The organism is Paenibacillus vulneris (genome assembly GCF_039543185.1).
Taxonomy (GTDB): domain Bacteria; phylum Bacillota; class Bacilli; order Paenibacillales; family NBRC-103111; genus Paenibacillus_S; species Paenibacillus_S vulneris.
In genome coordinates, this window is record NZ_BAABJG010000027.1 from 177,138 (window position 1) to 200,551 (window position 23,414).

At 49.6% G+C, this 23,414-nt stretch carries 27 protein-coding genes; 10 read left to right on the plus strand and 17 right to left on the minus strand.

What is annotated here, in order from left to right:
* Positions 1 to 55 precede the first annotated feature (55 nt).
* From pepF to ABEA66_RS23730, 4 genes are all read right to left on the minus strand, one after another.
* Positions 56 to 1,846 (minus strand): oligoendopeptidase F, encoded by a 1,791-nt coding sequence (pepF, locus tag ABEA66_RS23715; RefSeq protein ID WP_345591374.1) that lies wholly within the window; start codon positions 1,844 to 1,846, stop codon positions 56 to 58.
* A 235-nt stretch (positions 1,847 to 2,081) separates the two neighbouring features.
* A complete protein-coding gene (locus ABEA66_RS23720) occupies positions 2,082 to 2,261 on the minus strand; it encodes a hypothetical protein (protein WP_079908597.1) in 180 nt (59 codons plus the stop codon).
* A 289-nt stretch (positions 2,262 to 2,550) separates the two neighbouring features.
* A complete protein-coding gene (locus ABEA66_RS23725) occupies positions 2,551 to 3,348 on the minus strand; it encodes a TerC family protein (protein WP_345591375.1) in 798 nt (265 codons plus the stop codon).
* A 263-nt stretch (positions 3,349 to 3,611) separates the two neighbouring features.
* Positions 3,612 to 3,845, minus strand: a complete 234-nt coding sequence (locus ABEA66_RS23730) for a hypothetical protein (RefSeq protein ID WP_345591377.1) — start codon at positions 3,843 to 3,845, stop codon at positions 3,612 to 3,614.
* Positions 3,846 to 4,065: 220 nt separating this feature from the next.
* Here ABEA66_RS23730 and ABEA66_RS23735 point away from each other — a divergent pair, with 220 nt between their 5' ends.
* Both ABEA66_RS23735 and ABEA66_RS23740 read left to right on the plus strand, forming a co-directional pair.
* The gene (locus tag ABEA66_RS23735) at positions 4,066 to 4,773 is read left to right on the plus strand and encodes a methyltransferase domain-containing protein (protein WP_345591379.1); all 708 of its coding nucleotides are present in this window, start codon (positions 4,066 to 4,068) and stop codon (positions 4,771 to 4,773) included.
* A gap of 102 nt (positions 4,774 to 4,875) precedes the next feature.
* Complete coding sequence (locus ABEA66_RS23740; protein WP_079908601.1) at positions 4,876 to 5,073, plus strand: cold shock domain-containing protein; 198 nt, start codon at positions 4,876 to 4,878, stop codon at positions 5,071 to 5,073.
* Between the two features lie 268 nt (positions 5,074 to 5,341).
* Here ABEA66_RS23740 and ABEA66_RS23745 read toward each other — a convergent pair whose 3' ends face one another.
* The 6 genes from ABEA66_RS23745 to ABEA66_RS23770 all read right to left on the minus strand — a co-directional run bounded on the left by ABEA66_RS23745 (position 5,342) and on the right by ABEA66_RS23770 (position 12,153).
* Positions 5,342 to 5,989 (minus strand): nitroreductase family protein, encoded by a 648-nt coding sequence (locus ABEA66_RS23745; protein ID WP_079908602.1) that lies wholly within the window; start codon positions 5,987 to 5,989, stop codon positions 5,342 to 5,344.
* Positions 5,990 to 6,099: 110 nt separating this feature from the next.
* Positions 6,100 to 7,200 carry an efflux RND transporter periplasmic adaptor subunit gene (locus tag ABEA66_RS23750; RefSeq protein WP_345591391.1) on the minus strand — a complete coding sequence of 367 codons (1,101 nt, stop codon included), beginning with the start codon at positions 7,198 to 7,200 and terminating at the stop codon, positions 6,100 to 6,102.
* 12 nt (positions 7,201 to 7,212) lie between these two features.
* Positions 7,213 to 8,616: an ABC transporter permease gene (locus tag ABEA66_RS23755; RefSeq protein WP_079908604.1), complete on the minus strand. Its 1,404-nt coding sequence runs from the start codon at positions 8,614 to 8,616 to the stop codon at positions 7,213 to 7,215.
* Entirely contained in the window at positions 8,613 to 9,305 is a 693-nt protein-coding gene (locus tag ABEA66_RS23760) for an ABC transporter ATP-binding protein (protein ID WP_192700977.1), read from the minus strand. Before ABEA66_RS23760 ends, ABEA66_RS23755 begins: the two co-directional genes overlap by 4 nt.
* 332 nt (positions 9,306 to 9,637) lie before the next feature.
* The gene (locus ABEA66_RS23765; RefSeq protein ID WP_345591395.1) at positions 9,638 to 10,792 is read right to left on the minus strand and encodes an MFS transporter; all 1,155 of its coding nucleotides are present in this window, start codon (positions 10,790 to 10,792) and stop codon (positions 9,638 to 9,640) included.
* Between the two features lie 29 nt (positions 10,793 to 10,821).
* Entirely contained in the window at positions 10,822 to 12,153 is a 1,332-nt protein-coding gene (locus tag ABEA66_RS23770) for a multi antimicrobial extrusion protein MatE (protein WP_345591398.1), read from the minus strand.
* 171 nt (positions 12,154 to 12,324) lie between these two features.
* Between ABEA66_RS23770 and ABEA66_RS23775 the strand changes: the two genes are divergently transcribed.
* The 4 genes from ABEA66_RS23775 (at position 12,325) to pfkA (ending at position 15,464) form a co-directional block, all read left to right on the plus strand.
* The gene (locus ABEA66_RS23775) at positions 12,325 to 12,642 is read left to right on the plus strand and encodes a hypothetical protein (protein WP_345591400.1); all 318 of its coding nucleotides are present in this window, start codon (positions 12,325 to 12,327) and stop codon (positions 12,640 to 12,642) included.
* A 149-nt stretch (positions 12,643 to 12,791) separates the two neighbouring features.
* On the plus strand, positions 12,792 to 13,388 hold the full coding sequence (locus tag ABEA66_RS23780; protein WP_345591402.1) for a hypothetical protein: 597 nt from the start codon (positions 12,792 to 12,794) through the stop codon (positions 13,386 to 13,388).
* Positions 13,389 to 13,431: 43 nt separating this feature from the next.
* Positions 13,432 to 14,457: a tetraprenyl-beta-curcumene synthase family protein gene (locus tag ABEA66_RS23785; RefSeq protein WP_345591721.1), complete on the plus strand. Its 1,026-nt coding sequence runs from the start codon at positions 13,432 to 13,434 to the stop codon at positions 14,455 to 14,457.
* Between the two features lie 41 nt (positions 14,458 to 14,498).
* The gene (pfkA, locus tag ABEA66_RS23790; RefSeq protein WP_079908609.1) at positions 14,499 to 15,464 is read left to right on the plus strand and encodes a 6-phosphofructokinase; all 966 of its coding nucleotides are present in this window, start codon (positions 14,499 to 14,501) and stop codon (positions 15,462 to 15,464) included.
* Positions 15,465 to 15,551: 87 nt separating this feature from the next.
* On the opposite strand, the gene ABEA66_RS23795 is transcribed toward pfkA, so the two are convergent.
* Entirely contained in the window at positions 15,552 to 15,983 is a 432-nt protein-coding gene (locus ABEA66_RS23795) for a peroxiredoxin (protein WP_192700974.1), read from the minus strand.
* A gap of 132 nt (positions 15,984 to 16,115) precedes the next feature.
* Between ABEA66_RS23795 and ABEA66_RS23800 the strand changes: the two genes are divergently transcribed.
* The 3 genes from ABEA66_RS23800 to ABEA66_RS23810 all read left to right on the plus strand — a co-directional run bounded on the left by ABEA66_RS23800 (position 16,116) and on the right by ABEA66_RS23810 (position 17,654).
* Positions 16,116 to 16,325 (plus strand): DUF3906 family protein, encoded by a 210-nt coding sequence (locus ABEA66_RS23800; RefSeq protein ID WP_192700973.1) that lies wholly within the window; start codon positions 16,116 to 16,118, stop codon positions 16,323 to 16,325.
* Between the two features lie 96 nt (positions 16,326 to 16,421).
* Entirely contained in the window at positions 16,422 to 16,955 is a 534-nt protein-coding gene (locus ABEA66_RS23805) for an NADPH-dependent FMN reductase (protein ID WP_192700972.1), read from the plus strand.
* Between the two features lie 24 nt (positions 16,956 to 16,979).
* On the plus strand, positions 16,980 to 17,654 hold the full coding sequence (locus ABEA66_RS23810; protein ID WP_079908613.1) for a uracil-DNA glycosylase: 675 nt from the start codon (positions 16,980 to 16,982) through the stop codon (positions 17,652 to 17,654).
* A gap of 73 nt (positions 17,655 to 17,727) precedes the next feature.
* Here the strand turns inward: ABEA66_RS23810 and ABEA66_RS23815 are convergent, their stop codons facing one another.
* Positions 17,728 to 18,909, minus strand: coding sequence for a putative glycoside hydrolase (locus ABEA66_RS23815; protein ID WP_079908614.1), 1,182 nt, complete (start codon positions 18,907 to 18,909; stop codon positions 17,728 to 17,730).
* A gap of 130 nt (positions 18,910 to 19,039) precedes the next feature.
* On the opposite strand from ABEA66_RS23815, the gene ABEA66_RS23820 reads away from it, so the two are divergent.
* Positions 19,040 to 20,212, plus strand: a complete 1,173-nt coding sequence (locus ABEA66_RS23820; RefSeq protein ID WP_345591410.1) for an MFS transporter — start codon at positions 19,040 to 19,042, stop codon at positions 20,210 to 20,212.
* Positions 20,213 to 20,220: 8 nt separating this feature from the next.
* Here ABEA66_RS23820 and tatA read toward each other — a convergent pair whose 3' ends face one another.
* The 5 genes from tatA to ABEA66_RS23845 form a co-directional block, all read right to left on the minus strand.
* Positions 20,221 to 20,466, minus strand: a complete 246-nt coding sequence (gene tatA / locus ABEA66_RS23825; protein WP_079908616.1) for a twin-arginine translocase TatA/TatE family subunit — start codon at positions 20,464 to 20,466, stop codon at positions 20,221 to 20,223.
* Between the two features lie 118 nt (positions 20,467 to 20,584).
* A complete protein-coding gene (locus ABEA66_RS23830; protein WP_028547871.1) occupies positions 20,585 to 20,779 on the minus strand; it encodes a hypothetical protein in 195 nt (64 codons plus the stop codon).
* Positions 20,780 to 20,938: 159 nt separating this feature from the next.
* Positions 20,939 to 21,763, minus strand: a complete 825-nt coding sequence (locus ABEA66_RS23835; protein ID WP_345591415.1) for a YitT family protein — start codon at positions 21,761 to 21,763, stop codon at positions 20,939 to 20,941.
* Positions 21,764 to 21,914: 151 nt separating this feature from the next.
* A complete protein-coding gene (locus ABEA66_RS23840; RefSeq protein ID WP_079908618.1) occupies positions 21,915 to 22,646 on the minus strand; it encodes a DUF4247 domain-containing protein in 732 nt (243 codons plus the stop codon).
* Between the two features lie 57 nt (positions 22,647 to 22,703).
* A complete protein-coding gene (locus ABEA66_RS23845) occupies positions 22,704 to 23,237 on the minus strand; it encodes a DUF4178 domain-containing protein (RefSeq protein WP_079908619.1) in 534 nt (177 codons plus the stop codon).
* Between the last annotated feature and the right edge of the window lie 177 nt (positions 23,238 to 23,414).

Consider the following 23,414-nt stretch of genomic DNA (forward strand, 5'->3'; position numbering starts at 1 on the left):
GGATAAAAGAAAGCAAGGCTGCAGCATCATCATGTCCGCAGCCTTGCAGTCCATCTTACTTGGCCAGCTCTTCCATTTGCTCGAGCAAATCCTTGAATACATCCATAGCCTGTTGAATAGGCTCCGGAGTCGACATATCCACACCTGCGCGCTTCAAAATATTGATGGAATAATCGCTGCCTCCGCTTTTCAGGAAGCCAAGGTAACGGTCCACAGCCGGTTGGCCCTCGTCAAGAATTTGCTTGGCGAAGCTGGTAGCCGCCGAAAAGCCGGTAGCATACTTATACACGTAGAAGCTGTTATAGAAATGAGGGATTCGAGCCCATTCCATTTCGATGTCCTTGTCGACGACCATATCCTTGCCGTAATAAAGCACGTTAAGGTCATAATAAATTTTGCTGAAATCCTGAGGAGTCAGAGACTCGCCTTGCTCCGCCTTTTCATGAATGATTTTCTCGAATTCGGCAAACATCGTCTGACGGAACACCGTCGTTCTGAACTGATCCATGTAATAGGTCAGCAAATACATTTTTTCCTTCGGATCGGTCGATTTCTTGAGCAAATAATCCATAAGCAGCGCTTCGTTCAGGGTGGAAGCGACCTCTGCAAGGAAAATCGTATACTGCGCATAGCGGTATTCCTGGCTGGCATCGGACAAATACGAGTGAATGGCATGGCCCATCTCGTGCGTGAGCGTGAACATGCTGTTCAAATTATCCTTATGGTTCAGCAGAACATATGGATGCGTGCCGTAAGCGCCCCAGCTGTAGGCTCCGTTTCGCTTGCCCTCATTCTCGTAAATATCGATCCAGCCGTCAGTGAAGCCTTCCTGCAGGATGTTCAGGTAATCTTGGCCCAGCGGCTTCAAGCTTTCCTTCACGGTCGCCTGCGCCTGCTCGTATGTAATATCCATCTTATATTCGTCTACCAGAGGAGCGAATAAATCGTACATGTGCAGCTCGTCGACCTTCAGAAGCTTTCTGCGAAGCTCCATGTAGCGGTACATTAACGGCAGCGACTGATGGATGGTGTCGATCAGGTTGGTGTACACTTCTTTTTTGATGTTGTCTCCGTACAAGGACATTTCCAGTGTGGAAGGGTACTTGCGAACCTTGGAATAAAAAATATTTTTGGTCACATTCGCAGCCAGCGTTGCGCCGATCGTATTCTTATTCTTGGCATACGTAGCGTACATGGCCTCGAACGCATTTTTGCGGACTTCACGATTGCGGCTTTCAAGAAATTGTATGTAACGGCCGTGCGTCAGCTCGACTTCTTCGCCCTGCTCATTTTTCACTTTCGGGAACTTCATGTCCGCGTTATTCAGCATGCCGTATATCGTATTTGGCGCTTGTGACAAATTGCCGACTTGAGCAAGCAGAGCCTCCTCCGATTTGGAGAGCACGTGCTGCTTTTCCCGAATCATTTCATCGAGCGTCCGCTTGTAGAAGCTGAGCTCGGGATTGCTGATAAGCTTCTGCAACTCGTCATCCGATAAGCTTAATATTTCGGGAGAGATGAAGGATAAGGCCTCGCCGGTTTCTACGCTTAACCTTTTGGCTTTTTCGGATAATGCCTGGTATGTAGGATCAGCGGTATCCTCATGATGCTTCATGTTGGCATACACGTAGAGTCTTTCCATATGTAACGAGATAGAGTCTTCCAGCTCGAAGCATTGCTTGATGGCGGCGGGATCCTTCAGCTTTCCGTGAAATGCGCCAACCTTTTGCAGGGCTTCCTTGACCTCTTGGTACTCTTTGTCCCACGCTTCCTGGTTAGGGAACAAATCTTCGAGCTGCCAGCGATGCTCGGCAGGCACGTCACTTCTCTTAAGTACTTGATTCATGGGAGGCCTCCTCGTATTTTTGGATGGTTTGGTTACACCGTCTGCGGCTATAGGAGCTGAGAGCACGGTTCCCGCAAACAGGATACCCGTCATCACTAACGGAAAAAAACGCATAGTGCATCATGCCCCCCTGCAATTTTTTTCCTAGTATGACCGGATTGTAGCTATATTATAAGAGAATCTGAATTCGAAGTAAAACAGATCCTTTGGTCTGCACAAAGAGAACTATCCACGGTTAATGCAGGCTGAAAAAGCTGTAGACGATCAAGGTAAAAGAGAAAGCCACCATTACAAGAGCCAGGATGGCGAGGGGGCGCTTGACGGAGCTTGGCAGCGAATCTTTCTTCATAATTAATACGAGCGCAAAGCAGAACGAAACGATAATAAACGTAAGAATGGAAGCGGAATTACTCATTAAAGTCACCTCATTACAGCAGATCGGTTGTAGTGTGTCCATTTCTGGCAATAGACTCCTGTTATCACCAATTCGACACGCTGCCGTGAATTCCTTGTTTTCCGGATGATGAAGAGGAGGGGATCAGGTGCTCTCCAAATCATTGTACGAACCGTGAAGGCAAAAGAGAACCGGCGATGCACCGATGCCCCATGATTTCATGCTGGCTGCCGATAGACGAACGAAAGCCCCCTTCATCGGTCATCCGGTAATCTAGGGAAGATCGAAGAGGGAGCTTCATTTGAAACCATTAACCGTTGGATTTGACGAGCACCAGACGGCCTTTTTCATCGCGTCTTGCCTGGAAGCTGTCATCCGGCTGGATGTCGGCTTCCTCCACCAGCTCTTGAGGAATGGTCAGATGCCCTTTGTCATTGATCGAAACGAAGAAACCGAACAGCTTGGTCCATAAACCGGCCAGCAGCACTCCCGCGACAACGACAACGACCAGCAGCCATTTTATGACAGGATTTGCGTCGAACCAGCCGTGCACCAGTGGGTCCTCGGTCAGCATTTTACCAGCTGTTAAAGCAAGAATGCCTGCGCCGATATACATGATCCAAGGAAATCTCTCCATCCAGCGGATGAACAGCGTGCTGCCCCAGACCATGATCGGAACGCTGATAAGCAGGCCGATGATGACCAGCAGGAAGCTTCCGTGTGAAGCGCCTGCGACAGCCATCACATTATCGAAGCCCATGACCGCATCGGCAACAATGATGGTTTGAATAGCGGGCCACAGGCTCGGCTTGGCTTGAATCTCGTGATCCTTCTTATCAACAAGAAGCTTATAGGCGATCCATACGAGGACGACGCCGCCGATAAGCAAGAGAGCCGGCATCTTAAGCAGCCAGACAACAACCAGTGTGGCGGCGGCACGAATGACGATGGCCCCGATAGTCCCCCATAAGATAGCTTTCTTCTGATGCTCTTTGGGTAAATTTCTTGCTGCGAGTCCGATAACGATGGCATTGTCTCCGGCAAGCACCAGATCAATCAAAATAATGCTTAGTAATGCCGTGAAAAATGTCGGGTCTAACCATTCCATGTCCATACCGCTCCTTTGTTAAATAGTTTACATAAAGAAGACCTCTACCGTACGCGGTAAAGGTCTTCAGTAAACACAAAAGACCTCTACCGTATAGGCAAAGGTCTTGCTAACAACGTTGCGTTGCCAATAAAGCCGGGGCTTGCACCCGAACTGACGACTTTATTGTGACAGCTACTCCCCTTTGGAGGACGTCCTATGTAATTAAGTTTATTATAGGGGGAGGACAAGCTTAAAGTCAAGCCCTCGGCTCCAAAAATTGGCTATACTTCTTTTAGCGCCTGCATGATGGCGTTCCATTCTTCTTGCGAACCGTCGAATTTGTCTTTGGAGAAGCGGTCCTCCGCCCAATGCATCAAGGCCGGCCTGCTTAGAAAGGTATGGCACTCCTCGCCCCATTGATCGGAGATTTCACGCAAGATGAGCGTTTTGCCGTTGACCTCTACCGTCATCATATTCCACTTATCGCGTTTATAAATTAAGTGCTTTTTAATCATTTGTCCGGCTCCATTTCTTTTCACAAGATATCGGCTGAATCATACCTCAATAGGGGGAGGAAATCAAGCGCAGCAGTAATTAGCGCATGCAAATAAGCCATTGCCAAAAAATGGGCCAGCATGGTAAAATTCCACTAAGCTGGCGCAGGCAGGCTTGCAGCTGCGGCATAGGGGTCGCAGTAAGCAAAGATGAGAACAGTACAGGACAGGAGAGATGAGTATGGTGAACAAGCATTACGAGCAGGCCGGCGTCGCCATGACGTGCCGCTCATTCGCAGAGTATGAGCTTATGTTTGCGTTGGACAAGGAACAGCTGCAGGAGGGCCCGATCCTTGACGTCGCGTCCGGAGCGTCATCCTTCTCGGCGGAGGCAGCAGCCAAGGGATACCGGTCGCAGGCGGCGGATCCATTGTATTCGATGGATGCGGAAGCCATTAGGGAGCATGGCGAACGGGAGATTGAGCTGTCCACAAGAAAACTGGACGCTATCAAGGATGTATATGATTGGAGCTATTACCGGGATTTGGACCGTCATCGCGCCATGAGAGAGCAGTCGCTACAACGTTTTATCGAGGACTTTAAGCGGCATGAAGGCTCGGACAAATACACGGCAGCCCGGCTACCCGAGCTTCCGTTCGATAACGATTCCTTTTCGCTGGTGCTGTGCAGCCATTTTTTATTTTTGTATCAGGAGCAATTTGACGAAGCATTCCATTTACAAGCCGTGCGGGAGCTTCTCCGCGTATGCCGCCAAGGCGGTAGAGTCCTGATATACCCTCTGTATTCACTTCGTTGGGAGCGGTACCCGGCCCTGGATTCTATGCTTTCCGAGTTAAGTTCTGAAGGGATTACAGTTGAGACGGGCGTATCGCGCCTTGCTTTTATTCCGGAATCTACGGAATTTTTAATTCTAAAAAAATCATCCTGACATAGAGCTTGATTCTCTTTTGAATATTGCTTTATAATGATTCTGATGGTATAATCAACGTATTCGCCCTTAGATGGCGATACTTCTAGGAGGTTGTTTTCATTGAAAGGTACAGTTAAATGGTTTAACGCAGAAAAAGGCTACGGATTTATCCAAGTTGAAGGCGGCGACGATGTATTCGTTCACTTCTCCGCAATCCAAGGCGAAGGCTTCAAAACTCTTGAAGAAGGCCAATCCGTTGAGTTCGAAATCACTCAAGGAAACCGTGGTCCTCAAGCAGCTAACGTCATTAAGCTATAAGATCTAAAAACGGCGGCGTGAGACTCGAATAACCCCATCCTTTTTGGGTGGACTTACATCTTGGTATTGCGTCGGTTTTTCTTATATATTAGTGCCATAGCATCCAAAAAGAAAGCATCTCTCTAAAACTTCGGTTTTGGAGCGGATGCTTTTTTTTGTTGATATTTTCGTATGTACACAATTCAGTGGAACAACGGTATTAGGGTGGAGCAACAAAATCCGCCCCTTCTAACAGAGGCGGATTGTCTATCATTTCTCTATAATGAAATTAGTTCACGATGCGCAAAATATCATCTACTTCCTTGCGGGGAAGCTTGCCGGGGCGCTCAGCCGGATATCCCAGCGAGATGACCATATTGATCTGGCAGTGCGCCGGAATTTCGAGATATTCACGCAGCTGCTCTGAAGCAAGCAGGACCGGACCGGTCATAGGGCATGTAGCCATGCCGCGGGCATGGGCGGCAAGCATCAGATTCTGTGCAGCGAGACAGCTGCTCTTGATGCCTTCCTCTTCCCAGACCGACTCGGGAACCAGCTTAACGGGCTCGAAGATGCGGTCTCTAAACTTGGACGTATATGGAGTCGCCAAGCATACGATAAGCACAGGCGCATCCGAGAAAGCGGTAGCGTAAGGACCAAAGGATTTGACGAGCAGGCGTCCTTCCTTGCTGAGTCCGCGCTCTTCGGCCTCGGCCGCTTTTTTATGAAGCTGCTCCCATGTGAGCTGCTCGATGTGCTTGATTTTTTCGCGATTGACAATGGCGATGAATTCCCAGGTCTGGGAGTTGGTATCGCTTGGCGCGTAACGTGCGCAGTCGATAAGTTCTTTTATATCTTCAATGGCAACTTCCTGATCGGTGTATTTGCGAACGCTTCTACGTTCGTGGAGGATCGTTTTGAATTCATCATAATGCATTGGTTATTCCATCCCTTCAAGCTCGCCTAAGCATGGTTTGTGACTTGGTACTATGAGCTACCGTTCAATTATATCGGGTTTATGTGGGAATGACAACCTATGGATTCGTTTTATTGAATAACAACCGTATCCCCTTCATTCAGCCCGCTGATAATTTCGGTCTTATCCGGCGTCTCGAGTCCGATCTTGACCTCGCGCTTTTCCAGGGCTCCCTGACCGTTTTGCAGCATAACGTAGTATTGGTCTTTATCCCGCTGGATGGCCAGGGTGGAGACGACGAGAGCATTCGGCTTCTTATCCGTAACAATCGTCGCTGTCAAGCTCAAGTCCGCGATAAGCTGCTCGTTAGGCTCCAGGGAGATAACGACTTCAAACTGGGCAGCCGCCGTATTGACCGTATCGCTGCTGGAGCTGTTGTTTTTGGCAAATTTGGATATATTGCTGATTTCCCCCTTCAGCTTCGTATTTTTCAGCGCATCGACGCGCACCTCCACCGGCAACCCGACCTTCAGATGAAACAAATCATATTCACCGATATAGCAGATCAGCTGCAGCTTGGTCAGATCGACGATTTTTCCGATGCGTTCGTTTTCTTTAACGGATTGCGGCTGCTTCGTGCTGTCGAACAGAAAAATACCGGTTTCGGGAGCCGTATATTGGGCGGATTGGAGCTTGTCCGTTTTTTGCTTAAGCTGGGTCTTCATATGCTCCAGATTCAAGCGGGTAATCTCTTCCTGCACCTCCTTGCTCTTGGAATCGGCATAACGCTGCTTGGCGTCTTTTTCCGATAAGCCTTCGGCGTCAGCATTTATGGTTTGATTAGGCAGATCCTTCTGGAATTGGGCGAGCTGAAGCTCAAGCTCCTGCTTCTTCATATTCGCCTGAAGCGTGGCGATTTCGTCATTCAGCGAAGTGGCGTCCAGTTGGAACATGACATCCCCTTTGTTGACCTGGGCGCCGTCGTTGACAGACCAGGTTTTGACATCGGCTGAAAAGGGCGCATTGACGTAGGTCTCTTTTTGATAGGAGGTTTTACCCTTTACCTCAACGGAATTGGTCAAATCCTCACGGGTCACCTTGAAGCTCAATGCGGATACAGCTGTGCCCGCCGCCGGCTGCGGCGGAGCTTTATGGCTTTGGATGTATAGCGTTCCTGAAATGCCTATGACGAGAATACCGGCGATGGCCGAAATCCATGTTTTCTTTTTCATTGAATGACTCTCCTAGTCTCGTTTGATTGCAGTTAACGCGTCGGTGCGCGAGGCCTTAACGGCAGGATAGATGCCGGACAGGACGCCGGTCAGAACCGCAAAGAACAGCCCCACAGGCAGGATCCAGCCGCTGATGAACAGGATCTCCTGTTCCGATCCAGGTCGAGGAGGGGAGAAGCGCAGCACGGCGATATTGATTCCCCAAATGACCCAATAGGACAACAGGATCCCGCAGGCTCCCCCGATGACACCGAGCAGGGCGGATTCCACCATGAACATGTGGCGAATTTGTCTAAGGTTCGCGCCGAGCACCTTCATGATGCCGATCTGCCGGCGCCGCTGATAGGTAGACATGGTCATCGCGACGATAATGGAGATGGAGGCGACAAAAAGGATGAAGAGGCCGACTCCGCCGAAGACAAGCCGCAGTATGACGAGCTCTCCTTGCATTTGCTCTTCCCGATGAAGGTTCGTTTCCGCCGTCAGCTTCAGCTTCTTGATCAGCTCCTCGAGCTCGCGGACATGAGAGCTGGAGTCGACCTTCATCTTCACCTCGTTAAACTCGGGCTCAACGGTAACGACGCTATTTGAGCTGCCGCCTGATTTTTTGCTGTCGTTCGCATTGGCGGCGTTCATGGCGTCGCGGAGCTTTTTCCCCATGGCCGGGGAGATAAATGCGGTCTTCATGTGCATGACGACATCATCAGGCATGCCTTCCGGCTTTTTCAGAATCCCCACCACGCGAAGCGGGAATTGCAGATTGGAGACCTCTATGCCGTCGGAACGGAATATTTGTGGCTTCAGCACGATTTGCTTCTGGTATAACGGATACGACACCAGCATCTGCCGTCTCCAATTATCGGAGGCTTCCCGGCTGTCAAGCTGATCCTGCAGCATCTGGCTGCGGGCCTTGGAGATTTGGGCATCGAACAAGCCCATCGTCGCACCGTAGCTTAATATGATCGTATTGTCGAGATCAGCCGCTCCGCCTTGCTGAAGCTCGAAGCCGAACGCCTCCAGCGTATCCAGCTCGGTAGCGTATAAATTGTTGATGTAGCCTTTCTTGCTGTCGACTTCAAATTGAAATTGATCGAATGTCTGGTACGTTGCAATAGATTTCACATGAGGCAGCGTACGCAGGATGTCAATCTTCGCTTTGCTCAGCTCGTAGGGTTTATTGGCATTCGTGTCCGCAGGATCGATATTGGGAGCCGATCCGCTGCGGATCGTAATTTCATCGGATTTCATATAATAGCTCATTTGGGTGCGGCTGTAATGGTTGATGGATTCCCCGAACGACAACGCTACGATGATGGAGGCGGAGCCGATCGCAATTCCCATGGCACATAAGGCCGTTACGACCATTCGCCGACGGAGCTGCTCCCATCCTAAGCGCAAATAATCATAAGCCTTCATTCCTCATCACCAGCCCATTGCGCGTCTTCGATCAAATAACCGTCCCGCAGCTGAATGACCCGCCGGGTCCGCTTGGCCACTTCCAGTTCGTGGGTGACGATAACAAACGTAATCTGCAGCGTCTGATTGAGCTCAATCAGGAGGTCGATAATTTCCTTCTCGGTTTTGGTATCCAGATTCCCGGTAGGCTCATCTGCGAACACAATGGTAGGCTCGGTCACCAAAGAACGCGCGATACTAACGCGCTGCTGCTGTCCGCCGGATAGCTGAGAGGGGAACATTTCGGTCTTCCCGCCCAGCCCGACCTTGTTCAGCAAGGCCAACGATTTCTCCTTGCGGATTTTGGGCTTCACGCCCTGAAATATGAGCGGAAGCTCGACATTTTCCCGGACCGTCAGGTGAGGGATCAATTCATAGGATTGAAATATAAATCCGATATGGATTCTGCGGAATTCCGCAAGCTGATTTTCCGTCATTTTCTCGATCGCTTGACCGCTGATCAGAATGCTGCCCTGGGTCGGCTTCATCAAGCCGGCCATCAAATTCAGCAGCGTCGATTTGCCGGAACCGGAGCTCCCGAGCAGCGCAACGATTTCCCCTTTGGCAACGGAAAAATCGATGTCATGCAGAACCGGTGTTTCTTCGTTTCCGTTGCGGAAACGGTGTGATAGATGTTCTACTGCAAGCACATAACCCCTCCGTCATCTTCATGGTACATAAGCATGGCAAGTCCGATAGAACCCAGATCCTCTCTAAGGCAGTCTTTCTAGTGAGCTTTGCTCTGCTCTTTGGCTCGTTTTAGCGCCATCTGGAAGGATCAAGACGACGAACCTGCTTTCGAGAATGGAACTTTCCGGTATAGTAAAAAAAGCCCTTGTTGCAGGCAATGCAGCAGGGCTTTGCTGGACTCACACCTTGCCATCACCTATATAGACGTCAGGATCGGGCATTTTCTTGCACTTTTTGCAAAAAATTGTGAGAAATTATGAATAATTGATGAAAATTCGGGAAAAATGAAGGATTAATCTTCAGGATATACATAGTGCAGCACCAGAAATCCGGCGACGCCGAGTAAAGAGAGCAGGGATCCGATTCCATACATCCAGTGGGGACCGAAATCGCGGAACAGCCAACCGCCGAGCGTACCGCTGACCAGGCCGGCCAGTCCCGACCAGCAGACAGCAAAAATCGCCTGACCGGTCGACCTGTATTCATCCGGTACGCTTCGTTGAATATATCGGATGACAGTGAAGAAGAAAATACCGAAGGATATGCTGTGCATTGCTTGAACGGCAATGACCCATAACGGATTATCGATCTGGCTCATCAAGAGAAAGCGTATGGCATAGACGATCCCGCACACGGCTAGCAGCGGCAGCTCCTTGTACTTATGCCCATATTTGCTAAGCAGGAAGAAGGTCGGTATTTCACTGGCTGCCGAAACCATCCAGGACCATCCGACGATCGTTTGGTCCGCTCCGAGCTGCTTCAGGAACAAAGCCAGAAAGCCGTCATTAAACCGGTGGGCAACGGAGACAATCGTAATCGCCAGCAAGAAAAACAAGAGTCTACGGGAGGCCACAATCTGCACCAGGCCGGCGAATTCCAGCTTTTTGCGGGAATGGCTCCGCGCATCCGTCAGCATGAGCGACAGCACAAGGGAGAGGCTGATAGTGCAGAGGCTTAGGACCGCGGTAAGGCTCGACCCCTGCTGCTTGAGCAGCATGCCGAATACAAGAGAGGCAACGGCAAAGCCGATAGAGCCCCAAATCCGGAAGGAGGCGTAGCTTTTGCTCGTGCCGCTGATACTGAGGAGCGTCAGGCTGTCGTTTAATGAGCTGGTAGGAGACTGAAAAAAGAAAAACAGGGCCATAAAGAACATAAGCAGACCGAAATGTCCGGTATGAAACACGATGAAGGCCATGATGAGTTGGCCCGCAAGGATGCATACCAAGATCTTTTTCACCGTTTGAAGCTTGTCGCTGATAATTCCCCAGAACAAATTGGATACGATGCCGATCATAGGCCCGATAGAGTACAGGAGACCGATCTGGATCGTCGAATAGCCTGCGGACTGGAAGTACAACGGGAAGTAGGACACGATAACAGCCATTGTCATATAAAAAGAAAACGTGAATCCGCGCTGGATTCCGAAGTTCGTTTGTTTTGCCTGCATGGTGCTTTCCACTTGCTAATCACTCGATTCTATGATTTTAATGTCATTTGAAACGGCGGTTTGTCGCTTGACTTGAGCACCTGCCGCAGCACGAGCCATACGACCGACGCCTCTGCGGCGAGTCCGAGTGATTGAGCCAATGCTCCCACCATTCCGTTCCAGCCCGGCGTTAGCACGATAGTAAGCACCAGGGAGATAAGCGTGACGGACACGTTCGCAGCCTGGGACCAGATCATCACCTTTGTTTCACCGCGAAGCATAATCATGCCGTTTCCAAAGTCAAGCCAAGGAAACACAAGCGTCGTAATCATGAACACTCGAAGTGTGTCCAGGCTGGCGTGCATGAGCCGTTCGTTGACACCCATTACATTTTCCATAAACCACGGCCCTACAGGGGTATAAGATAACAGAGCGATGAGAATGCTCGGAATAAAGGCTAATACGAACGTAAACCGCATAACGGCTTTAGCGTCTTTGCGGTAAAAATTCAAAACGATTTGATGAATATAAGAGAAAAAGCTTTGCACCAGATTCGTCAAGCTGCCGGCTATAGCAAATGATGCGATGGCCAGCTGAAAATCCGTCGTTTTGCCTAAAAACGCGTTGACAGCGGGCCCTACAATAACGGCAATAACTGAAGAATAAAGCAGCGGCCGGTAAAAATGGAAGATTTGCTTCGGCTTTTCAATCGGATGGTCCGGCTTTTTCTCGGGTATTTTCTTGAGCAGCGATCTGCCTTCCCAAATACTGACGGCCGCCTCGACCATCATCCCTGTCAAAAATAAAATGGCTCCGACCCGGCCGCTGTTAACCTGATCGGTATGGATGAAATACAGCGACAGCAAGTACATGGCTACGAGCCGTATCACCATGCCGATGGTCAGCCATTTGGTCCGCATATTGAAAATGATAATCCCGTGGTACAGGCACCGCAGACCGGAGAAGATGCTGACGAACATAAGAATCTGATACACCTCGACCATCGGCTGTATCATGGAAGGCTCCGCTCCGAAGAAATGCAAAAACACCCATTTGCCGATGGGAGTATAGCAGATCAATGCGCCTAGCAGCATAATGCAGGCTAATATGTACCAGCTGATAACCGACATCGCTCGGAACGATATCCGGTCGCGGACCAGGGCCGAACAGGTTTGCCTCATCAATACGGCCGGTCTTTCGGTCAGACCCAGAATACTTAAAGGCAGAGCATAGCTTGCGATGATCACTTCTGGCTGTGCGGAGCGCGCAAGCGTACTGTTAATAATAACGTGGGAAATGGTAACGAGGCTTGCTGAAACGCCTAGCGGGATAAAGAAAGCAAGAAGCTGCCGAAACGTTACTTTCTGTTCTTGGGTGTTCATAAGTGCACTCCTACCTGGTAGTTTAACGTTAACAAAGCACGCTAAACAGTATAGCATATATTCTTTGATATGAGCGCGGAAAATTTCGATAACTACTGGCAGAGGGCCGCGGCTTCATGGTACAGTAATGGAGACAAAAACGAACGCTTAAACAAGAAAGGCGGAACCTCCATGACATGGACTTTTGTAACAGACGAACGCCTTGGTATCCCCCTTCCGCATTTGGAAAAGGATTGGGAGGATTATACGGAGGCGGAACGGTCGGAGATCCTGCTGCGCTGGGAAGAGATTCGCGGAACGATTCCGGATCAGGTGAAAAAGCTCGAGCGCATTATCATACGCAAGCAAAATCAGCTGGATGTCGAGGATAACTTTCAAGTATCCTGCGAGCTGAACAGCGAGATTGCCGAATTGGCGGGCACGATCAACGAGCTGCATCTCTGGTTTAGAGTCAATCAGGAAATTTCGGATTCGGCGGCTCATCATTAAGCCTCGCCAGAGGTTTTCTCATCATGATAGAAAGCATCACTTTGCGGGGTAGCCAATGAAAATCATCCAGTGATTTAAGGTGGGCATTGTCCTTACTTTGTAATATAATAAAGGTTATGAGTTTGATAGGAAAAGAGGTGAGAAGCACCTTGGCATGGACGGAAGCGGTAACCCGGGTATGGAATATACTGAAGGATCACAAGCCGTCGCTCTATCCTATGGAAGAATGGGATGAGCTGCACGATATTCGAATAGCCAAGCTGCCGGCGGAAGGACTGGATCCGGGAAGTCAGCCCTACGCTTTGGCGACTAAAGCGGGCTTGCATTTATTAAACGAGAATCTGGATAAATCCCATTCCCTATCCCAGGAGATCCATAATCCTACAGGCAGCTATTGGCACGGGATTATGCACAGGATGGAAGGGGACTACAGCAACGCAAAGTACTGGTTTCGCCAAGCCGGTGCGCATCCGGTTCATGAATCGCTGCTTTCAGCTGCTCAAGAAGCTTGCAGGAGCTATGACATCGACAGCATCAGCAGCGACTCGATGAAGAGCAGGCTGGCTGCGTTCATTTCCGGAACAGCATGGGATACAGCTATGTTCACGGATCTTGTTGAGCAGCAGGTCACCGTAGTGCAGGATGATACGGCGGACGAGCTGCTGATCGAGCTGCAGTGGCTCGAGATCCGATTGTTACTGCAGTATTCGTATCAAAGGAGCGGGGGGAACTCGCTTGAGCTTTGAGTCTCGTCATATTTCGCGCGTTCCTAACAATTCCTTGCATCTTATGCTGCGCGTTTATCGTTATGTGCTTCCGGAGGTTCGGGAGCAGTTGAATTACTGGCGGGAGATTGCGGAGCGCATTCCGGATCCGGAGCTGCGCAGCCAGGCCATTGCCAGCATGACCAGCAAGCAGTTTCACTGTCAAGGCGGGGCTGTCTATGCCGTCGCCAATTTGCCGATGCGTCATGTCTTGATTCCGCTCATAGTGGCTCTGCAAACGATCAGCGATTATTTGGATAACCTGTGTGACAGGAGCACCTCGCTGGATGCCGACGATTTCCGCATGCTGCATCAATCGATGCTGGATGCCGTTGATCCGGCGGAGCCTTTGCACGACTACTATGCCTACCGTACGGAGAAGGATGACGGGGAGTACTTGAACGGGCTGGTCAAAACCTGTCAGGCGAGTATCCGGCTGCTGCCTTCGTATCAGCTTGTGGGGGAGCATGTCAGACGGCTGGTGGGCTTATACTGCGATCTGCAAGTGTACAAGCATATACGCCATGATTTGCGGGAAGAAGCGCTTCAGACGTGGTGGAGCAAGCACGAATCGCAATATCCGGCCATAAGCTGGAATGAGTTCGCAGCCGCAACCGGATCGACATTAGGCATGTTCATGCTTTTCCTGGCCGCTTCCGACCCGGAATTACAATCCGAAACAGTGAATCATATTGATGCCGCTTATTTTCCTTACATATGCGGTCTGCATATCCTGCTTGATTACTTGATCGATCAGGAAGAGGACGAACTTGGCGGCGATTTAAACTTTTGCAGCTATTACGCTAACATGGATCAGACGATCAAGCGGATTGCTTTGATTGTCCGGGAAGCCCGGAGCAGGGCCGATCGGCTGGACCATCCGGCCTTTCACCGTATGATTATCGAGGGCCTGCTTGCGCTCTATCTCTCCGATCCGAAGGTGAAGGAGCAGAAGCAGGTTAAGCAAATATCGCGGGAATTGATGAAGGGGAGCCCGCTGACCCGACTCTTTTTCTTTATCAACAGTGTTTGGATTCGCAAAACATCATAATTTGCCAGCACGGAACGTGCATCATTTGGGAGGAACCATACATGTCTATTAAAAAAATAGCCGTCTTGACTAGCGGCGGAGATTCGCAAGGTATGAATGCAGCAGTGCGCGCGGTGGTGCGCAGCGGTTTGTTTCACGGACTTGAAGTGTTCGGCGTACAGCGTGGCTATGCAGGTCTGATCAATGACGATATTCGCGAGATGGACCTGCGCAGCGTAGGCGACATCATTCAACGCGGAGGAACGATTCTGCAAACCGCACGCTGTAAGGAGTTCACGACACCGGAAGGACAGCAGCTGGGTGCCGAAAACCTGCGCAAGAGAGGTATCGACGGACTGGTCGTTATCGGCGGCGACGGCTCTTATCAAGGTGCGAACAAGCTCAGCAAGCTGGGCATCAAAACTATGGGCTTGCCTGGCACCATTGACAACGACATTCCGTTCACCGACTATACGATTGGATTCGACACGGCTGTTAGCATCGTGGTGGATGCCATCAACAAGCTTCGTGATACGATGAGCTCCCATGAGCGTTCTTCCGTCGTGGAAGTCATGGGCAGACATTGCGGAGATATTGCATTGTATGCCGGACTTGCCAGCGGCGCCGAAACGATCCTTGTTCCGGAAGTACCTTACGACCTGGACGAAATGGCTCAGCGGATGAAAGTCAATTTCGGGCAAGGCAAGCGTCATAGTATCATCGTTGTAGCCGAAGGCGTCGGCAAGGGCGAGGATATCGCCAATGAAATTTCCAAGCGTAACGGCATTGAGCCCCGTGTTACGGTACTGGGACATATTCAGCGCGGAGGCACTCCGACGCATAACGACCGGATTCTGGCCAGCAAGCTGGGCGATTTTGCCGTGCGCAAGCTCATTGAAGGCGATTCGGGCAAATCTTGTGGTGTTATTAAGGGCGAGCTTGTAGCTACGGATATCGATCTGGTAGTCAATACGAAAAAAGAATTTAACATGGACTTATACGAATTGACGAAGCGTTTGTCCCAATAATCGCATAGGTCTTCTAACAGAAAACCCGTTCGAGCTTCTCCGTGGGAGGAAGGCAGCGACCGGGTTTTGTTGTGCGCAGTTCTTTATTCAGTCAGCAAGAGCCGCCAAAATTTCCTTCGTTGGACGGTTTCCCTTTTTGGCGTATACAATCTTCCCCTCCCGATTGATGACATATACGATGCGCTGCTGGCCAAGAAGGAAGACCTTGCCGACGTCGTACAGCTCCCGGATTCGTTCGTCCTTATCGGATACAAGGGGGAAATCGTAGGCATATTTTTGAGAAAAACGCTGATGCTCTTCCATCGTACCCGGGTTGATGCCGAGCACAAGGGCGTTAAACCGGGCGTACTGCGATTTGGAATCGCGAACGGCGCATAGCTGTTTGGTGCAAATGGGTGTTTCGTCCTTAGGGTAAAAGATAAGAACGATCGGCTGCTGCCCTAGTGAATCGTTTAATCGGACAGGCCCAAGAGTGCTTTCCGCTTCGAAAGCCGGAGCGGGTTGACCTATGGCAAGCATGGAGGCTCATCTCCTATCGGGGTCTATGATTAGTCCCATTGTAACGAAAAGCGGAAAACACATGCAAGCCGGTCCTGAATCTGTTACCATAAAGGACATAGCTTAATATCGTCCTTCAAGGAGAGAAGTCCTATGTATTTGTACAAGCTGGAAGTGGAATTACAGGAGCAGAAGGTGTATATGACCGTGCTTGCAGAGAATGAAGCCCAGGCATTCGATTTCCTGGAAGAGCATCTGGTCCGCCATTTTGTCAGCAATCCGGAAGTGGTGGAAGCAAGCATTATTGAGAAAAAACGGGCTGTGACAGGAGCGGGTTATATTATGGAGACCCATATGAAGTAAGAAAGGGCTGCAAATAGGAACTTCCTGTTATTGACTTGTTATACATATTATACTAAAATGTATGTAAAGTAACGAACAGAAAAGGAGCTGCCCGATATGAAAATAACCATTTTAGCAGGAAGCAACCGCAAGCAGTCCACAAGCACGCAATTATGCCGCTATATTCAAACGGTATTGGAAGGTCACGAATGCGATGTAACGCTGATTGAATTGAATCAGCTTCCTATTCCATTCTACAGTCCGGATGCAGAATATGCAGACGAGAATTTGCAATTCATGAAGACACAGCTGCTGGAGGCGGACGGTATCGTGCTGGCGACTCCGGAATACCATGGAGCACCGACAGGGGTATTGAAAAATGCGCTGGATCATGTAGGCTTCGACCATTTCGACGGGAAGGTTGTGCTGTCTGTGAGCTCAACAGGGGGAGCGGTGGGCGTCAGCTCGCTGCAGCAGTTGCAAACGATCGTACGCAACGTGCACGGGATTAACTGCCCGGAATGGATTTCGATTGGCGGAGAGCAGCGGCTCTTTACTCCTGAGGGGGTGCCCGCCGATAGCAAAACGAAGGATCGGGTACACCGGACGTTGTCCTATTTTGTCCAAATGGTGAGCAAGTTTCGCAAGTAACGAAGAGTTGGAGTGGAATCAGGTATGACCATCTTGAACAACGATTGGCAGGCTCTGCTTGCTTCGGAATTTGAAGAGCCTTACTACAAGGAGCTTCGCCAATTTTTGAAGAATGAGTATAACACCCGTACCATTTATCCTGATATGTATGATATTTTCAATGCCCTTCATTTGACCCCTTATGCTTCGGTAAAGGTCGTTATCCTGGGGCAGGACCCTTATCACGGACCGGGCCAAGCGCATGGATTGAGCTTCTCGGTCAAGCCGGGGGTGCCTGCACCTCCTTCATTGCAAAATATGTTCAAGGAGCTTCAGGATGACTTGGGCTGTACCATACCTAATAACGGATATTTGGTACGCTGGGCCGAGCAGGGCGTGCTGCTGCTCAACACGGTGCTTACCGTGAGGGAAGGGTCGCCCAATTCTCATAAGGGAATGGGCTGGGAAAGATTCACTGATCGTGTCATCTCGCATCTGAACCAAAGGGAAGAGCCCATTGTGTTTATCCTGTGGGGAAGTCATGCCCAGCAAAAAATGCAGCTGATCACGAACCGCCATCATTTCATCCTGCGGTCGGTTCATCCGAGCCCGTTGTCGGCTTATCGAGGTTTTTTCGGCAGCAAGCCCTATTCGCAAACGAATCAATTTCTTAAGAGTATCGGCTCGCCCGAAATTGACTGGCAAATTCCGAACTTATAATATTCCAAGATCGTCGAAGACCCCGCCGGAGCTGCTCCGGACGGGGTCTTATCATGGGATGACAAAAATAAATTCACTTATAATCTACATTCGCGGTGTACGTATTAACCGCATTCCACAACAAAAACTCGTCTACGCCGTTATCCTTCAAAGCCCTGATTTGCTCTTCAATTTCATGCTTGCCGTATTTGATATAGCCCTGAACCCAGGAGGCGGTGAAATCCTGAATCCACGGTCGGACAATAGGTTGGATGCTGCTAATCGGCTCGAGCTTTTTATGTGTATCCTTGATGGCGCCGTTAATCGTTACATAAGGCTCGGCATCGGGAACCTTGGCGCCGAACCAGCCAGGACCATAGTGGCTTGGATAAATCATCGGGCAGATGACGTCCACATTTTCCGAAATTTTCTCGAAATCTTGTCCGATCCCTTCCGCCGCAGGCACGGAAGCTGCATATCCGAAGATATCCACCGAGACTCTGACGCCCAGAGGGGCCAGCTGCTCATGAGCATATTTCACAAATTCGGCTACCGCATCGATTCTTGAACGCTCGTCTTTGTCATATTTTAATGTATCCGCGCGTTTCTCGAAGCCTTCCGGGAAGCGGACGTAATCGAACTGGATTTCTTTGAAGCCTGCTTTGGCCGCCTCCTTGGCTATGGCAATGTTATAATCCCACACTTCTTTTTTGTACGGATTGACGAAGCTGTCCGGTGTTGCTTTTCCGTTGCCCCAGACGCTTCCGTCCGGATTCAGGAAGGAAAGCTCGGGGTGCTTTTTGGCCAAGACGGTATCCTTGAATACGACAATCCGGGCAATCGGATACACTTGATGCTCCTGCAGCGTGCTTATGAGCTTGGGCATATCGGGAATGATCTTTTGGGTCGTTTCCATCGCCGCCAGCTCGGCGTTGCCGGTATCGTATGTAATGTAGCCCCAGTCGTCCTTAATATCGATAACCATGGAATTAAGCTCGGTATCATCCATTAGCTTCATCAATGTATTGAGCCTGGAACCTCCTGCGCTGTGGGCAGTGACGTATACGCCCTTGACCTTGGGTGCGTCCTTCTGAGGGTCTATCTTGTTAACGGGTCTCAGGTAGCTTCCGTCAGAACTGTTCGAGCCCGAAGCCTGCTGGACGACGGCATTTTTCGAATCAAGCGAGGCTTGTACCAGCTGTTCGAAGCTGACATCCGGATGATCTGTTTGAACCTGACCCATGACCATCAAGAGCGATGCTAATAATAATTCCATGCTATTCGATCTCTCCTTGCCAGAATGATATGTTTTATTATAATAAAAGAGTCAGTAGGTTCATAGAGAACTTTGACGCATTTTGTAGAAATGTGTGTTTCATTATATTACCCAAAAGAGGACCGGTGCTATGAAAAAACAAATATGGACCCTGCGTGGACTTCTTTTCTCTTATTACGCAACTACAGCGGTTCTAATGCCTTTTCTTCCTATTTATTTCGGACTTAGGGGCTATTCTTCATCGCAAATCGGTTTATTGATGATGTTCGGACCGTTCGTAGCCATATTCGCACAGCCTCTTTGGGGATATTTAAGCGATCGCTATAATACATCGAAGCTGATTATTGGCATTCTGTGGCTGCTTACGTTTCTGTCTAGCGCAGGAATTTTTTATACGAACAGCTATATGTGGGCGTTTCTTTTTATGCTGCTTCTTTATTTCTTCATGCTGTCCTCGGTACCGCTGCTGGACAGTCTGACCATCAAGGCGACGATGCAGGCGGGACTTACCTATGGATCGGTGAGGATGTGGGGGTCGATGGGGTATACGCTGACAGCGATGACGGCGGGAATTGCGCTTATCGCTATGGGCGGAGTTCAGCACATCCCTTGGCTCTATTGGTCACTATGGATTCTTCCGTTTGCTCTGCTCTATTTCTTGAAGGATGATAAGGGCAGCGGTCAGCGGATTTCATTAAGCGCGTTGTCGAGTGTGCTTCAGAACCGGCTGTTTTTATGGTTTCTGTTTCTTGTCTTTATCTTGATGGTGCCGCATCGGATGAATGACGGGCTGTTTGTGCTGTATTTAAAGGATTTGGGTGCCAGCGATTCGATGGCAGGATGGGCTTGGGCGCTTGCCGCGCTGAGTGAAATCCCTACATTCGCTCTGTTTGGAAGAATCATGCACCGGTTTCACGAGCTGGCGATCCTTGGCATCGTAGCTGTGCTATATACCGTTCGCTGGATACTGTATGCTTGGATTACGGATCCGAATCTATTGATTTGGTTTCAAATGTCGCACTCCGTTACATTTGCCGTCTTTTGGATCGTTGCGGTGCAGTATGCCGTTCGGCTGGTTCCGGAATCGATGCGGTCTACGGGTCAAGCCATGCTGTCGGCGGTCTTTCTGGGCCTGGCCGGCATTACAGGAGGATTTGTAGGCGGATATATTAAGGATGAGTGGGGAGGGCACGCCATGTACAGCTTTGGAGCCGTATTGACGGCTGCTGCTGCCGTTCTTATCCTGGGGACGCATGCTTACTTGCTCAGGCAAAAAAAATCATCCGGCCTTGATGGCGGATGAGAGGTTGATTATTTGTTGGTTTGATGGTTTGCGTTATCGTGCTGTTGATGAGCTTCGGCAGCCGATACGAGTTCTTTCTTTGGTGCAGGGGATTCTTCGGTAGAACCTGAGTTACCGTTGCCTGTTGTAGCGTCCTTAAACTCGCGGAACATTTTGCCGAAACCGCGTCCGAGCTCGGGTAATTTGTTCGGACCGAACAGCAGCAAAGCAACGAGAGCGATTAGTATGATATGCCATGGTGAGAGTGCGCCCATGCGATCAACCTCCGTTTTATAGTCTTGAATCTATCATACCATTATTTAAGGTATTTATATGTATAAATTATTACGAAAACATAAATTTTTTCGGCTAAAGTCGAAAATAAAGACGCCCTCAGTGGAGCAAGGCGTCTTTTTGATGTTCGGAAATGCTGTATTGAATAATTTCCATTGCATCCTCCGCTTCCAACGCTTCAAGCCCGTTACGCAGTACAATCTCAAAATCGAGTTCGGACCGCTTCAGGAAAGGATACAACTCGGGAGTCAATCTCATCACAATCGTCGATAACTTTACTGTTTCCACAAGCATCACCCTTTCTCATCATCTGGTGGAGAAGAATAGGCAAAACTTCCGTGAGCAGAACAGGTAAAGCATGAGGATGGAGTGAAATTACTGACCTCATTATAACATATTTTATGATAAAAGGTATGGGATATGTTTCTAATAATTTCTTTAGACGATCTCGATCTAACCTCGTCTGAACTGCCCCATGATGGAGATGGTTTCCACTATGTTGACGAAGGCGTCAGGTGCCGCTCTGCGGATCAGATGCTGCAATTCGACGAGCTCGTATCTTGTCGTTACGGTCATAAGCATGTGCTGCTGATGCTTGGTATAAGCGCCTTCGGTGCTCAGGACCGTCACACCCCGCTGGATCTTCATCAGCTGCTCAAGCAGCGCGTCTTTATTGCGGGTCACGATGAATACGGTCACCTTCAAATGCCGGGTATGGATCGTATCGATAATTTTGCCGCTAATGAAGATGGAGAGCATGGAGTATAAGGCCAGGTCCCAATTTTCCTTGAGATAGCCGAGAGCGACTATGACGATTCCATTCAAAACGAACAGGGAGGTCCCTAACGGGAAATCCCGTTTTTGTGTAATGATGGAGCCGATAATGTCGAACCCGCCCGTGGAGCCTCCCACCCGCATGCAGATGCCTGCGCCTATCCCGACTAGAACCCCTCCGGTTACGGCTGCCAGTATCTCGTCTTGAGCAAAAGCATGCTTAGGAATGATGTTCATGAGCCAGGAGGTGACAATGACAGAGACGACGCTCAGAATAATGAATTTACGCCCTATCTTCAGCAAACCCCATATAATGACAGGAAGGTTGCTGATAAAATACAGCATCGCGATATTCCAGCCGGTCAAGTATCCGACAATCATGGAAATGCCGGAAATGCCGCCGCTTAGCAGCTGATGCGGAATAAGAAACGAGTTGAAGCCGATGGAAACCAGTACCGAGCCGATAATCGTTACTATGATAGAACGGGCCCAATGATAAACCATAGAAGGTGCCTCCATAACGTCGTTGTACATCTATATACAGTATGGAGCTTGTTTCCTGATTTCAATCATGAACGGTACATAACGGGAACCATATACGCAAGAAATAGCCCTGCGGCAGCGAAGGACTTTCGCCGGCAGGGCTGGGTACGGCTTATTTTCTTTTGAATGAACCCGATCGGGTGCTTGTGCTTGGCGAAGATTTCGAGCTGGAGCTAGGAGCTTTGTAGGTTGGGCTCGAACCGTCGTTCTTGCGAATATTGCTGCTTGAGCTGCTGCTTCCTGAGGAGGAAGGAGGCGTTGTCGCTTTCGAACCGGTGCTGAAGCTTCCTTTCCGCTCGGTGGTCGACGGCGCCGTCGTGCTGCTTCCGGATTTGGATGTCGACGAATTGGGCGAAGCCTGATTTTTGCCGTAATCGTCATACCGCTGCGTACCCGTATATCCGCGATAATCGCTGCTTCCCCGGCTGCTGTTGAACCAGCCGCCCCCGAACAAGGACTGCAGCAAAGAAGCCGCTACATAGCCTTGAAGGAAGGAGGAGTCATAATTTTGCTTGGCATACTCGATGGAATCCAGCTCTACCAAGGTGTTGCTTGCGTTGTTAGGATCCTTTTGCAGGTTGATGATTTTATTATCGTATACAAGGAACATTTGATCCGCCGATTCCTTGCTCGTTTCCTTCGGCTTTTCGTTGCCCGCGATTTCCTTCGCTACGGTAGGAACGTCCTTGCCTTCGACGGAATAAATTTTGGCCGTGCTTTTGCCCTGGCCCTGAACGTCAATTAAGGAGTAATTGTCTTTAATATAATTGCCTGCGTTGCCGCATGCCGTAAGAAGGGCAAAGACCAGCAGCATGGCAAGCCACTTGAACGATCGCTTTTTCATCGCAGTATCACCTCCATACAAAGATGCGAGCGAATCTTGGGCGGTAGCAGGTCAAGATTAACGGCTGCCTTTGATGAACTTGATTTGTCCCACCGGCGTCTTGCTTCCCTCCATCGCGATAAACTTGCCGTCCTGCCATTGAAGGAAGAAGTATCGTCCGTCCGGTCCGAAATAGCGCCAGATCATGAGCTCGTCATTGCCGCGGAAATCCGTATGTCCGTCCGCCCGAACCATGTCGCTGCGATGGTTTTCCAGCTGGAACGTAGCTTCGCCGTCAAGATCGAGCTCGGTCGGCACGTCATGAGGGCTGTCCAGCGAGCCTTCAACAAATTGGCAGAGGAAGCATTCGTAGGTGCGACCCTTTTCGACCAGCAGGCAGGCGAAGGAGTTGCCGTTCTGCAAGTAATAGGCGTACCGGTGAGGCGGAAACCCTCTATCAAAATAAGTAAGCTTTCCCGAGACCACATATTCCTCGAGATCCACGTTTATAATATCTCCGACCTGGGTTTCTTCAACAGGATTTGAGGCCTTAACAGGAGGCTCTTCTTTGTTGCTTTTAATGATGTTACCCACTCTTTTCCAAATCGACATAGCCATTTCCCCTTTACGATATATCATAAAAAGATGATCTTCTTGAGACTATTATACATATTATATACGATCAAGCGGAACTTAAGGTTTCACCGTGAAATTTCTGGAATATCATTTCCGTTTGTGGTATAATACTAAAGATATTCTTAAGTACGGCCTTGCGTATTTAAATTCGAA

What these genes read in the sequence shown, in the direction of transcription:
- ABEA66_RS23815 (WP_079908614.1), bottom strand. Translation starts at nt 18,909, where the DNA reads ATGGAATTATTATTAGCATCGCTCTTGATGGTCATGGGTCAGGTTCAA.
- pepF (WP_345591374.1), bottom strand. Translation starts at nt 1,846, where the DNA reads ATGAATCAAGTACTTAAGAGAAGTGACGTGCCTGCCGAGCATCGCTGG.
- ABEA66_RS23720 (WP_079908597.1), bottom strand. Translation starts at nt 2,261, where the DNA reads ATGAGTAATTCCGCTTCCATTCTTACGTTTATTATCGTTTCGTTCTGC.
- pfkA (WP_079908609.1), top strand. Translation starts at nt 14,499, where the DNA reads ATGTCTATTAAAAAAATAGCCGTCTTGACTAGCGGCGGAGATTCGCAA.
- ABEA66_RS23765 (WP_345591395.1), bottom strand. Translation starts at nt 10,792, where the DNA reads ATGCAGGCAAAACAAACGAACTTCGGAATCCAGCGCGGATTCACGTTT.
- ABEA66_RS23755 (WP_079908604.1), bottom strand. Translation starts at nt 8,616, where the DNA reads ATGAAGGCTTATGATTATTTGCGCTTAGGATGGGAGCAGCTCCGTCGG.
- ABEA66_RS23725 (WP_345591375.1), bottom strand. Translation starts at nt 3,348, where the DNA reads ATGGAATGGTTAGACCCGACATTTTTCACGGCATTACTAAGCATTATT.
- ABEA66_RS23775 (WP_345591400.1), top strand. Translation starts at nt 12,325, where the DNA reads ATGACATGGACTTTTGTAACAGACGAACGCCTTGGTATCCCCCTTCCG.
- ABEA66_RS23795 (WP_192700974.1), bottom strand. Translation starts at nt 15,983, where the DNA reads ATGCTTGCCATAGGTCAACCCGCTCCGGCTTTCGAAGCGGAAAGCACT.
- tatA (WP_079908616.1), bottom strand. Translation starts at nt 20,466, where the DNA reads ATGGGCGCACTCTCACCATGGCATATCATACTAATCGCTCTCGTTGCT.
- ABEA66_RS23750 (WP_345591391.1), bottom strand. Translation starts at nt 7,200, where the DNA reads ATGAAAAAGAAAACATGGATTTCGGCCATCGCCGGTATTCTCGTCATA.
- ABEA66_RS23810 (WP_079908613.1), top strand. Translation starts at nt 16,980, where the DNA reads ATGACCATCTTGAACAACGATTGGCAGGCTCTGCTTGCTTCGGAATTT.
- ABEA66_RS23805 (WP_192700972.1), top strand. Translation starts at nt 16,422, where the DNA reads ATGAAAATAACCATTTTAGCAGGAAGCAACCGCAAGCAGTCCACAAGC.
- ABEA66_RS23830 (WP_028547871.1), bottom strand. Translation starts at nt 20,779, where the DNA reads ATGCTTGTGGAAACAGTAAAGTTATCGACGATTGTGATGAGATTGACT.
- ABEA66_RS23735 (WP_345591379.1), top strand. Translation starts at nt 4,066, where the DNA reads ATGGTGAACAAGCATTACGAGCAGGCCGGCGTCGCCATGACGTGCCGC.
- ABEA66_RS23730 (WP_345591377.1), bottom strand. Translation starts at nt 3,845, where the DNA reads ATGATTAAAAAGCACTTAATTTATAAACGCGATAAGTGGAATATGATG.
- ABEA66_RS23845 (WP_079908619.1), bottom strand. Translation starts at nt 23,237, where the DNA reads ATGTCGATTTGGAAAAGAGTGGGTAACATCATTAAAAGCAACAAAGAA.
- ABEA66_RS23820 (WP_345591410.1), top strand. Translation starts at nt 19,040, where the DNA reads ATGAAAAAACAAATATGGACCCTGCGTGGACTTCTTTTCTCTTATTAC.
- ABEA66_RS23770 (WP_345591398.1), bottom strand. Translation starts at nt 12,153, where the DNA reads ATGAACACCCAAGAACAGAAAGTAACGTTTCGGCAGCTTCTTGCTTTC.
- ABEA66_RS23785 (WP_345591721.1), top strand. Translation starts at nt 13,432, where the DNA reads ATGCTGCGCGTTTATCGTTATGTGCTTCCGGAGGTTCGGGAGCAGTTG.
- ABEA66_RS23745 (WP_079908602.1), bottom strand. Translation starts at nt 5,989, where the DNA reads ATGCATTATGATGAATTCAAAACGATCCTCCACGAACGTAGAAGCGTT.
- ABEA66_RS23800 (WP_192700973.1), top strand. Translation starts at nt 16,116, where the DNA reads ATGTATTTGTACAAGCTGGAAGTGGAATTACAGGAGCAGAAGGTGTAT.
- ABEA66_RS23835 (WP_345591415.1), bottom strand. Translation starts at nt 21,763, where the DNA reads ATGGTTTATCATTGGGCCCGTTCTATCATAGTAACGATTATCGGCTCG.
- ABEA66_RS23840 (WP_079908618.1), bottom strand. Translation starts at nt 22,646, where the DNA reads ATGAAAAAGCGATCGTTCAAGTGGCTTGCCATGCTGCTGGTCTTTGCC.